This window comes from Bifidobacterium primatium, from assembly GCF_002802875.1.
Lineage (GTDB): Bacteria > Actinomycetota > Actinomycetes > Actinomycetales > Bifidobacteriaceae > Galliscardovia > Galliscardovia primatium.
Genome location: NZ_PEBI01000001.1, coordinates 76744 through 87819, shown reverse-complemented (window position 1 = coordinate 87819; position 11076 = coordinate 76744). Strand labels below are relative to the sequence as shown.

Here is an 11076-nt window from a genome sequence, read left to right as displayed (position 1 = left end):
GGCGATGGGAGCGGCCGCGAAGGCCGCGCACGTGCATGCTGTTGGTGGAGGTGCTAGTTCAGAGCACCGAAACCAACAGGATGCGTGGTATCGGAGCCGACGATGGCGTATCCGATGACCTTGCCGGGGACGACGATGCGACGGCCCTTGGTGTCGGTCACGTCGACGACGGTGCCGTCGGCGACCGCGGCGGCAATGGCGTCGCTGATCTCGTCGGCCGACTTGTCGGTGACGAAGCTCACCGGGCGTGCCACATTCTGAATACCGATTTCAACATCCATGATTCCTCCTTGGGAGTCGGTCGAACACTATTACTGGATTCTAGCGAGTCTCATCGCCGTCATCGGACGTTTCGGCCGGCTCTTCGCTCTTGGCGTCGGGCTCGCTCTTGGCGTCCGGTCCGGCGTTGCCGTCATGGTCGGTGTCCGTGGCATCGGCCGGCGCATGGGACTTGTCATCGTCGACCAGCGAGATGTACTCGCTGGGCTTGCCGTCGATGGAGACGGCACCGGTGTCCGTGGCGTCGGTCGGGGTCTTGGCGTCCTTGACTTCGTCATCGGTCGGCTTGCCGGTTTTCGCATCGTTGAAGTCCTCGGGGCGCAGCGCCGGCAGCGACACCGTGGCGGTGTCGTCGCTGTTGGCGTCCGGCGTCTGCACGACGGCGGTCCGTGATTCAGGTCCGGCGTCGGCGGATTCTGCGGTGCGGGTCGCCGCCGTCGTGGGACGGAACGATTCCGGGGTCGCATGGCCGCGCGTGGGTGCAGGGTTCCTGCGCGGTGCGGCTGCGTGGGCGGTCGTGGCGTCCGGCCTGCGGGCGTCCCGACCGGCGTCGCCGTCCTTCTCCAGCAGCGTGCCGACGGTGATGGTGGAGGGGCGCTTGCCATCGGCCGCCTCGGAGCGCGGCGTGGACGCCTTGGTGGTTCGGACCGACAGCTGATGGGCCAGACGTTCCACATGGGCCTTGAATTCGATGATCTTGTCGTTGTCCGCACGGTCGAGCGCCTGGATGAACTCGCCCACCTGCTCCATCTGCAGCCATAGGCTGGCGCGCAGCATGATGAGGTCATCGAGCCTCGAACCGATGAGACGCGCGTAGGCGGACAATACGCTGTTGCGGTGCTTGGCGTCCAGTTTGGCGAAGATCCAGGCCAGATCGCGGGCGGGGTCGTTGACCTGCATGTTGTTCCAGTGGTAGATGGCGTTGAGGCCCGTGCTGGAGAACAGCATGTCCCCGTCCTCGAATCCGCCGTGCACCGGGCAGGTGTGGAACGACCACAGTCCCTCGGTGCCGACGATATGCTCCCAGCTGTCGGTGATCTCGTCGGGCACGTGGCCGGATTCCTTCAGCCGGGAGATCCAGGCCACAAGCTGCTGACGAATCTGCGCGGCCGTGTAGGAGGGGTAGCCCTCCTTTTCCAGAAACGCCGGACGCAGACGGTGAATGGCGCCGATGGCCGTGCCGACGGAGACGCACTGGCTTTCCGTGAGCTGGTCGAGCGGCGTGGCGAGACCGTCGTTGTGGACGGTGATGAGCACGGCGGTGGTGCCGGTGGGGGCCTTGGCGTGCTCGCCGGATTGGAAGGCGACGGTGCGTTCCAATGCGAAGCCGAGTCCTGCAGGTTCCTTGGCGCGCAGCAGCGCGGCCGAGGAGTTCGCCCGGCCCAGCAGCTGCTTCTTGCCCTTCGGCGTGTCGGAGACGTTGACGTCGAATTCACGGCCGGTGGTGTCGGTGACCACGGCCACGTCGATGCCGTTGGCGCCCGACAGCATGTACTGCTCGGACTCGCGAGTACTGGCCACGGCAAGATTCGGCATGGCGGCGGATGCCAGGGCCGCCAAAGTAAATACTGAACGTTCACTCACGCATTCCACTCTAATGCACTTCCGCTTTCAAACCGTTCATAACACCTGAGAGAATGGGCATGTGAAGTCAAAAGCTCAGGAAATCCTCGAAGGCCTGGACGACGGCCAGGCCGCCGCGGCGCAGGCGGTGGACGGCCCCGTGCGCATCATGGCGGGTGCCGGCGCCGGCAAGACCCGCACCATCACGCACCGCATCGCCTACGCCTGCGAATCGGGGGCGTGGAATCCGTCGGCCACGCTTGCCGTGACGTTCTCGGTGAAGGCGGCCGCGGAGATGCGGTCACGCCTGTCCGCTCTGGGAGTGCCGCAGGTGAAGGCCGCGACGTTCCATTCGGCGGCCCTGCATCAGCTGCGGCAGGTATGGCCCGAGCTCAGCGAGGCATACTTCCCCTCCATCGTGGAACAGCCTCGTCTCCTCGTGGAGAAGGCGTTCTCGCGGGTCGTCGGCCGTGACGTCGATGACGTCGCGCTCAGGGCGCTGCTGGCCGAAATCAACTGGACGAAGGTGTCGCTGATCGCCCCGGCGGACTATGCGCGTGTATGTGCGGCGACACACCGTCAGCCGCCCGCCGATCTGACGCCCGATCAGATGGCGGACGTCATCGACGCGTACGAGCAGGAGAAGACGAACCGGAACCGGATGGACTTCAACGACATCCTGCTGATGGCCTGCCATGTGATGGAACGGTTCGAGGAGGCCGCGGCGACGATCCGTTCGCGCGTGCGGTGGATCACCGTCGACGAGTATCAGGACGTCTCCCCGTTGCAGCACCGGCTGATGCGGCTGTGGCTGGGAGGGCGCGACTCCGTATGCGTGGTGGGCGACCCCGCGCAGACCATCTACTCGTTCGCCGGGGCGACCAGCCATTACCTGCTGCACTTCCCCGAGGAGTTCCATGCCATGCGCGCGGACATCCGGCTGGAGACCGACTACCGTTCCACGCCGCAGGTGGTGCACTACGCGAACAGGATTCTTGCGGCCTCGCCATACGCCGACGACTATCTGGTGCTGCGTTCGGGGCGTCAGGCCGGCCGCCGCATCCAATGCACGTCGTACGCCACCGACGAGCAGGAGGCCCAGGGTGTGGCCAGACGCATCGCACGTCTGCTGGCGGATGGCGTGAGTCCCAACGACATCGCGGTGCTGATGCGCATCAACGCGCAGGGCGCGATGGTGCGCGCCGCATTGAACCAGCTGCGCATCCGCTCCCGTGTGCGCACGGAATACGGGCAGAGCGAGGCCACGCTCATCGACTCCTCGGGTGCGGCGGCGAAGGCCGCGGCCATCGACCTTGCCGCCGGCCAGACCGGTGCGGTGAGCATCTCCACCATTCATGCCGCCAAGGGCCTGGAATGGAAGCATGTGTTCATCATCGGATGCTCTGAAGGGCTCATCCCGTTCGGCTCGCCGGCTCCGGGCGACGTGCTCGAGGAGGAGCGGCGACTGCTGTATGTGGGCGTCACCCGCGGCGAGGACACCGTGGATCTGTCGTTCGCCTCCAGCAAGGACTCCATGAGCATGCAGCGACGGACGCCCAGCAGGTTCCTGCGCTGACGTCCTGGTCGGGAACTGGGGGCGTCAGCGCAGAGAAGCGGGATTCGAAAGGAAAGTCGAAGGATGCTGGGACTAGTTCTGGTCTGGGGCCGTACCGGCTTCGTCGCTACCGTCGCCGTTGCCGTGTTCGTCCAGCAGCTTGCTGAGCTCGGCGTCCCAATCCACCGAAGTCGCGGAGGATCCGGCCTGAGCGGCTGCGGCGGTACCGGAATCGGCCGGTGCTTCGCTGTTGCCGTTGTCTCCGTCGGCCAGCGTCGGCAACAGATCGGGGTGTCCCCACCGGCCGTCGCGCTCCTGCGGACCCTCGGCCACGGTGATGGCCTCCCACAGATCGGCTGCCTCGCGCAGGCGCTTCGGACGGAGCTTCAGGCCGAGCAGAGATTCGAAGGTCCGTTCGGCCGGACCGCCGACCGCACGCTCGCGGCGCATCATCTCACGCAGCTGCTCGATATGCGGCAGATGCGCCATGCCGGCCCGCCACACCACGCAGTCGACCCAGCCCTCCACCAGGGCCAGCAGGGTCTCGAGGCTGCTGAGGGCCTCGCGCTGCTCCGGTGAATCGTTGATGCCGACCTTATTGAGGTTCACCGCTCCGGCGATGGACTCGGGGTTCATCATCTCGGCCTCGCGCAGCTGCTCCTCCATGGCGTCGAGATCGATGCTGATGCCTCGCGCGTACTTGCCGATCAGCGCCTCGAACCTCGGCATCAGCCACGGCACGCCGGCGTACAGGCGGGCATGCGCCACCTCGTGCAGTGCCAGGAAGCCCATCACCTCGCCCTTGTCGATCTCCAGCTCCTTGGCGTAGGCGTTGATGTTCTCGGGAATGAGCGCGCCCGCAGGGTTCTTCAGCAGTGCGATGCCCTGGTCGAAGCTGCCGTGCACCTCGCTGGAAAGGTCGCCGGCCGCGCTGCCCAGCTGCATGGCGAACGAGGTGTTGCCCAGCAGCTTCATCAGCATGGCCGGGTCCTTGAGGTCGTCGGGAATCGGGATGGGCACGGGACCGGCGAACATGCCGGAGACCTCGCCGCCCAGCGAGCCGCCGAGCCGTTCGGAAAGCACCGACGCCAGCGCGTCGTTCATGGATTCGGCGACCGGGCCGGCGAACGACGCCCACGACGGCAGCGTGCGCTCCACCCATTCGGCGCGCGTCAGCACGTCGGCCTGTCCCTTGACGGGATCGAACTCGGTCACGGTGTCGAGCCACAGGTTCGCCTCGCTGAGCGATGCGCGGGCGGCGGCGCCGTCCTCGGCGCTCACGGTGGAGGCGGCGCCGGCGTCACGCGTCTTGTTCAACGCGATGGACTGGGCGAGCTTGACGTTGATCGGCCCCTCCTCGATGGTTCGATGCACATCGCCGGCGGTGTTGAGCCCGCCGGCGGTCAGCGCCTCCGCAAGGGAACGGACCTCGGAGGGCTTGGGCAGTCCCTCGACGCCCTGGCTCATGATCTGGTCGCGAATCGAATCAGGCAGGGACGAGAATTGCCTCCACGCCATTTCCCCCTGAATCGGGCCAAAGGAATCGATAAGCCACTGATGCAGTTCGTTGTCTTCCATACCTTCACCATCTATCGCTAGCGCATGAACGTCCGTATCGACCTCATTGTATGAAGTCTGTTGCATCCATACTATGGGAGGTATGCCGATCATGCACAACAAACGCGCCAAGTTCGCGCTCAGCTCCATTCCCTCCCGCATAGCGCGGTATTTCCGCGCTCGCGGGCTGCGTCACTGCCTGGGCCTCTTCGGCGCGCTGCTGTGCGTGATCCTGCTGTGCATGCCCAGCGGGTTCGTCACCGAGGGGCCCGGCCCCACCAGGGACGTGCTTGGTACGGTGCGTGCCGACGGCGACGGCTCCGACGTGGCGATGATCGAGATCCACGGGGCGAAGACGTACCGCGACTCCGGTCGTCTGCTGCTGACCACGGTGAACAGCTACGGCATAGACTGGCCGGCCACGAACGCCGAGGTGCTGTACGCCTGGGCGAACCCCCATGCGGGAGTATTGCCCAGGGAGGCCGTCATCCCGCCCGGCCAGAGCTCCGAGGACTATCAGAAGACCACGAAGAAGGAGATGAGCGGCGCGCAGGATTCGGCATCGCAGCAGGCGTTGCGCTACCTGTCGTCTCAAGGAGTGGACACCTCGAATGTGAAGGTTTCCATGCACGTCGACAAGATCGGCGGGCCCTCGGCCGGCATGATGTACTCGCTGGGCGTCATCGACAAGCTCACCGCATCCGACGAGACCGGAGGCCGGACCATCGCCGGCACGGGAACCATGGAGTCCGACGGCAAGGTGGGGGCCATCGGAGGCATACGGCTCAAGATGCTGGGGGCCCGGCGCGACGGCGCCACATGGTTCCTGGCCCCTGCGGACAACTGCTCCGAGGTGGTCGGCCATGTTCCCGCGGGACTGCGTGACGTGAAGGTCGGCACGCTCGCCGAGGCGTACAAGGCGCTCGTCGCCATCGGACAGGGCAGGGGGGACTCCCTGCCGCACTGCACCGCCTGACGCTCGCATACGGGGCCGTCTCACGGCCGTGACGAAAAAACACGGTTTCGGTGCAGCCGTTGTTCCGCAAGTGTTGTTATGCTATTTCCGTGGCTGAAACTACTAGACAAGAGTCTGATGTTTTTGGATTCCATTCCGGCGATATCATCCAGGAATGGTTGTGGGACGACGACGTGGATGACTCCATCCGCGAAGGCATCGAATCCGTCACGGGGGAGGATCTCGTAGACGAGGATTACGATTCCGCCGTCGACGGCGTCATCGTGTGGTGGCGTGACGGCGATGACGAGGACGCGTTGTCAGACACCATCATGGATGCCGTCGATGTGCTCGACGAGGGCGGTCCCTTCTGGGTGCTGACCCCGAAGCCCGGTCGTGAGGGCGCACCGGCCGCCACGACCATCGAGAACGCGGCGAAGACCTCCGGCATGAACGCGGCGACGCCGCAGACGCTGAACCGCGACTGGAACGCCGTCCGTCTGCGCGCCTTCGGCAAGGGTCGCTGATAGACCCCTAGACCCCGACGGTCCGCCGTCGTCGGTCGACATGGATGCCGTAGCCGATATGAAACGTATGACGTCCTTCCCCGGATGGGGAAGGACGTTTTTCATAGGAAAACAGGGCGGAGAGCGGGCATGGAAGCCCGACGGCCGGATGCAAAGAAATAAGGGCCGCTGGAATTCCAGCGGCCCTGAAACGTGGGCGATGAGGGATTCGAACCCCCGACATCCACCGTGTAAAGGTGGCGCTCTAACCAACTGAGCTAATCGCCCGCAAACCAATAGAATAACGTATCCGCTACCGGTGATGCATCCGCGTGTCGCGATTTTCCGCCCCTGTTCCGGCCTGCGGCCGCGTATGCGCCCGTCGGCGCATGTGTGCGGGTATCGTGGCAATCGCGCGATTCCATGCGTCGGATCCCACGCATTTGACCGCGCAATCACGTAAGGTGACTGTAGTCGAGATTGTTTATCCACGCGGCCAAGGAGGTCGGTTCTATGGCACAGCAGCGCGCTGCAGACCGTAACGGTGCTTCGATCGCACGAGCAGGCAAGCGTAAGTGGGGCTATGACGTGGGGCAGGTGGATTCGTTCCTGGAGCGTGCCCATACCCTGTATGAGGATGCCGAACCCAAGATGACCCAGGAGGACATCCAGAACGTCTCCTTCGCGCTGGAAAAGGACGGCTACGTGATCTCTCAGGTCGATGCGGCGCTGAACCGTCTGGAGAAGGCCGTGGTCGACAAGCAGACCCAGTGGGATGTGAACACCACGGGCCGGGTGGCATGGCGTGCGACCACCGAACAGCTGGCGCACAGCCTGTATCCCCGTGCCAAGAGGCCGGCGAAGGAGCGGTTCGCCCCCGGCGCGGACAAGCGCCCCTCCTACGACCGCAAGCAGGTGGACCGTCTCGTGGACCAGATCGTGGAGAAGATCCGCCACGAGCTCGGCGAGACCCGCCAGCACCAGTCCGACGCCGCCGCCAGGGCGGAGGCCGAACTGACCTCCGTCAAGGTGTCGAACGTGATCTTCACCCAGCGCAAGGGCAAACGCGGCTACAGCGAGCGTCAGGTGGACGCCTACCTCAACCGCGCCGTGCAGGTGCTGTCCCGCCTGGAATCCTTCGCCCGTCTGGAGGGATCGCTGCACCTGGACGACATGGAGCCGTTGGACGCCGAGCCGCAGTCCTCGCAGTCCCGGCCCACGCAGGCATTGTTCGGCGCGGTCCCGCAGGCCAAGGCCGATGTGCGTGCCGGACAGGAGGGCTACGGATATGCCGTGCCTCCGGCGCCTGCCGTCGAATCCGTTCCCGCCGCCGCGGCGCAGTCCGTCGTCGAGGAACCGTCCAAGGATGACGCCCGTTCCGAGAGGGACTCGTCGTTCTACGACCTGCGGCAGGCGGAAAGCGCGCTGGTGAACAGCACGACGGACTCCACCCCGGCCGCCGACACGCCCGCCGCGGCCGTCAGCGGCTCGCTGGCCGGCCTGGTGAACGGCACTTCGTCCGTCGCCGCTCAGGCCGAACCGGAACCGGCTCCGTCATCCAACGACATGCCGACCACGGCCATCCCCCCGCTTCCGGACGCACTGCCGGCGCAGGAGCCGTCCTTCCCGCTCGTCGATTCCAGGATCCCGTCATACGAGCCGACGTCCCATTCGTTCGATTTCGTCTCCGGTGATGATACCGGCGCCTCCGCTTCCGTGGACTCCGCCGATACGCCCGCCGCGCCGCGTTCCACGGCGGCGGGCGCGGAGCCGTCCATCTGGTCGTCCGCCTCGTCCCGCGCGGCCGGTGCATCCGACGCGTTCGATGCATCGACCGACTCCGTGCCGGCCGACGATGCCGCCTCCGGCTCCGGCGGCGCGTCCCGCGATCGGGACGCCCATGCCTCCGACAGCCCGTTCTCGGGCGACGAGGCCGGCGACTACTTCTCGTCGCTGCTCGACACCAGCTCCATCCCGTCCGTCGACTTCCACATCCCCAGCCTGACGTTCCCCTCCGCCGATGACAGGGACGGCAAGGACGGCAACGGTTCGGGCAAATACTAGGCGGTTGTCGAAGCACACCAAGACATCATCGGACAGTCAGGAGAAAACAGTTGAGCGAACAAGCGGACATGTCTGCGCAGACGTGCGTCGACGCGCATCTCGACGAGGTGTCGTGGCGGCGCACGGTGATCATCCTCGGATCGACGGGGTCCATCGGCACGCAGGGTCTTGATGTCATCGGCCGGCATCCCGAACGCTTCGACGTCACGGGGCTGGCCGCCGGGGGAGCCCATCCCCGTCTGCTCGCCGAGCAGGCGGCGCGTTTCCATGTGAGGCATGTGGCCGTGTTCCATGAGGAGGCGCTGCCCGCCGTGCGCGACGCCCTCGCGGAGCTCGGTGCGAAGGACATCGTCGTCGAGGCCGGCGCGCAGGCCGTCATCGACCTGGCCGGTGCCGGCGCGGACGTCGTATTGAACGGCATCACCGGCTCCATCGGACTCGAACCCTCCATCGCCGCGCTGCGGGCCGGCTCCCAGCTGGCGCTCGCCAACAAGGAGTCCGTCGTCGCCGGCGGCCATCTGCTGTTCGATGCACAGGTGCGCGAGGCGCAGATCAATCCCGTCGATTCCGAGCATTCGGCCATATGGCAGTCGTTGCGCTCCGGCATGCATCATGAGGTCGAACGGCTGGTCGTCACCGCGTCCGGCGGTCCGTTCCGCGGCCGCACGCGCGACGAGCTCGCCGACGTGACGCCCGAGCAGGCGCTGCACCATCCCACCTGGAACATGGGGCCGGTCGTCACCATCAACTCCTCCACGCTGATGAACAAGGGCCTCGAGGTCATCGAGGCCAGCCGGCTGTTCTCCATCCCGCCGAGCCGCATCAGCGTCACCGTGCACCCGCAGTCCATCGTGCATTCCATGGTCGAGTTCCGCGACGGCGCCACCATCTGCCAGGCCTCGCCGCCCGACATGCGTCTGCCCATCGCACTGGGGCTGTCGGCCCCCGACCGCCTGCCGAATATCGCCAGGCCGTGCGATTGGACCCGTGCCGCGCAGTGGACCTTCGAACCGCTGGACGACGAGGTGTTTCCCGCCGTCGCCCTCGCGCGACACTGCCTCGAGGCCTCCGAGAAGCACACGGCGGTGCTCAACGCCGCCAACGAGCAGGCCGTGCACGCCTTCCTCGAACACCGTCTGCCGTATCTGGCCATCGCCGACACGGTCCGTGAGGTGCTCGACGAGATGGACGGCGAGCTGCGCGGCGCGCCGCTGTTCGAGTCCGTGGAGGAAATGAGCCAAGTGGAGCTTTTCGCCCGCCGGCTCGCCGACGATCTGATAAACAACAACCGTGACTGATTCGAATACCGCATTCCGTAAGACCGGCGACGCCGCGATCAGCGAGTCGCCGCTGCATCCCCGCCGCCGCTCCCGCCGCATCATGGTCGGCCCGGTGCCGGTCGGCGGCGGCGCGCCCGTCAGCGTGCAGTCGATGACGAACACCGTCACCGCCGACGCGAACGCCACGTTGCGTCAGATCGGCGAGCTGGCGCAGGCGGGCTGCGACATCGTCCGTGTCGCGGTACCCAGCCAGGACGATGCCGACGCCCTGCCGTCCATCGTGGCGAAGTCCCCGATCCCGGTCATCGCCGACATCCACTTCCAGTCGAAGTACGTGTTCCAGGCCATCGATGCCGGATGCGCTGCCGTGCGTGTGAACCCCGGCAACATCCGCAAGTTCGACCAGGTCGGTCCCGACATCTGCAAGGCCGCCACCGACGCGGGCATCTCGCTGCGCATCGGCGTCAACGCCGGCTCTCTTGACAAGGCGCTCTACGCCAAATACGGCGGTCCGACGCCCGAGGCGCTCGTCGCATCCGCGCTCAAGGAGGCCCACATGTTCGAGGACGTCGGCTTCCATGACTTCAAGATCTCCGTCAAACACCACGACGTCGTCACCATGGTCCAGACTTACCGCCTGCTGGCGTCCAAGGGCGACTGGCCGCTGCATCTCGGCGTCACCGAGGCCGGTCCCGCATGGCAGGGCACCATCAAGTCCTGTCTGGCGTTCGGCTCGCTCCTATCCGAAGGCATCGGCGACACCATCCGCGTGTCCCTCTCCGCCCCGCCGGTCGAGGAGGTCAAGGTCGGCTGCAAGCTGCTCGAATACCTGGGGCTGCGCGCACGCAAGTTCGACATCATCTCGTGCCCGAGCTGCGGCCGTGCGCAGGTGGACGTTATCCAGCTGGCCAACGCCGTGACCGACGGTCTCAAGGGCATCACCGCCCCCATCCGCGTGGCCGTCATGGGCTGCATCGTCAACGGTCCCGGCGAGGCGCGCGAGGCCGACCTCGGCGTGGCCTCCGGCAACGGCAAGGGGCAGATCTTCATCAAGGGCAAGGTCATCGAGACGGTGCCCGAGGACCGCATCGTCGACACGCTGCTCGACAAGGCGCACGAGATCGCCGAACGCATGAAGGAGGAGGCCGAGGCCAACGGCACCCCGCTCGAGGGCGCCGGTCCCGTCGTCGTGCCGATCCAGGATCCCAAGGCAGGGACCGTCGTCCGCTGACGGACGTGGAAGGCGGCGGCGCGTGGCCGGCTTCGGGCCGGCCCGCGCCGGTAAGGTTCGGCGTATAGAATACCTTCCGTGTTGAA

The 11076-nt window shown here is 66.2% G+C and carries 9 protein-coding genes and 1 tRNA gene; 6 read left to right on the top strand and 4 right to left on the bottom strand.

Annotation, left to right across the window (positions count from 1 at the left end; genetic code table 11):
• Window positions 1–53: 53 nt before the first annotated feature.
• Window positions 54–281, bottom strand: a complete 228-nt coding sequence (locus CS006_RS00365; protein ID WP_100509835.1) for a DUF3107 domain-containing protein — start codon at window positions 279–281, stop codon at window positions 54–56.
• 40 nt (window positions 282–321) lie between these two features.
• Window positions 322–1815 carry a phosphotransferase gene (locus CS006_RS00360; protein WP_117434898.1) on the bottom strand — a complete coding sequence of 498 codons (1494 nt, stop codon included), beginning with the start codon at window positions 1813–1815 and terminating at the stop codon, window positions 322–324.
• Window positions 1816–1924: 109 nt separating this feature from the next.
• Between CS006_RS00360 and CS006_RS00355 the strand changes: the two genes are divergently transcribed.
• On the top strand, window positions 1925–3418 hold the full coding sequence (locus CS006_RS00355) for an ATP-dependent helicase (RefSeq protein WP_100509833.1): 1494 nt from the start codon (window positions 1925–1927) through the stop codon (window positions 3416–3418).
• Between the two features lie 72 nt (window positions 3419–3490).
• On the opposite strand, the gene CS006_RS00350 is transcribed toward CS006_RS00355, so the two are convergent.
• The gene (locus CS006_RS00350) at window positions 3491–4975 is read right to left on the bottom strand and encodes a zinc-dependent metalloprotease (RefSeq protein ID WP_100509832.1); all 1485 of its coding nucleotides are present in this window, start codon (window positions 4973–4975) and stop codon (window positions 3491–3493) included.
• Window positions 4976–5048: 73 nt separating this feature from the next.
• Here CS006_RS00350 and CS006_RS00345 point away from each other — a divergent pair, with 73 nt between their 5' ends.
• Together CS006_RS00345 and CS006_RS00340 are read left to right on the top strand one after the other, a co-directional pair.
• Window positions 5049–5930 carry a YlbL family protein gene (locus CS006_RS00345; protein WP_423734815.1) on the top strand — a complete coding sequence of 294 codons (882 nt, stop codon included), beginning with the start codon at window positions 5049–5051 and terminating at the stop codon, window positions 5928–5930.
• Window positions 5931–6019: 89 nt separating this feature from the next.
• Window positions 6020–6436, top strand: coding sequence for a DUF3052 domain-containing protein (locus tag CS006_RS00340; protein ID WP_100509830.1), 417 nt, complete (start codon window positions 6020–6022; stop codon window positions 6434–6436).
• Window positions 6437–6629: 193 nt separating this feature from the next.
• Here CS006_RS00340 and CS006_RS00335 read toward each other — a convergent pair.
• A tRNA-Val gene (locus CS006_RS00335) sits at window positions 6630–6703 on the bottom strand.
• A 225-nt stretch (window positions 6704–6928) separates the two neighbouring features.
• On the opposite strand from CS006_RS00335, the gene CS006_RS00330 reads away from it, so the two are divergent.
• The 3 genes from CS006_RS00330 (at window position 6929) to ispG (ending at window position 10990) form a co-directional block, all read left to right on the top strand.
• On the top strand, window positions 6929–8479 hold the full coding sequence (locus CS006_RS00330; protein WP_100509829.1) for a DivIVA domain-containing protein: 1551 nt from the start codon (window positions 6929–6931) through the stop codon (window positions 8477–8479).
• A gap of 68 nt (window positions 8480–8547) precedes the next feature.
• Window positions 8548–9777, top strand: coding sequence for a 1-deoxy-D-xylulose-5-phosphate reductoisomerase (gene dxr, locus CS006_RS00325; protein ID WP_100509828.1), 1230 nt, complete (start codon window positions 8548–8550; stop codon window positions 9775–9777).
• A complete protein-coding gene (gene ispG / locus CS006_RS00320) occupies window positions 9770–10990 on the top strand; it encodes a flavodoxin-dependent (E)-4-hydroxy-3-methylbut-2-enyl-diphosphate synthase (protein WP_100509827.1) in 1221 nt (406 codons plus the stop codon). The genes dxr and ispG overlap by 8 nt, the downstream gene beginning before the upstream one ends.
• Window positions 10991–11076 lie beyond the last annotated feature (86 nt).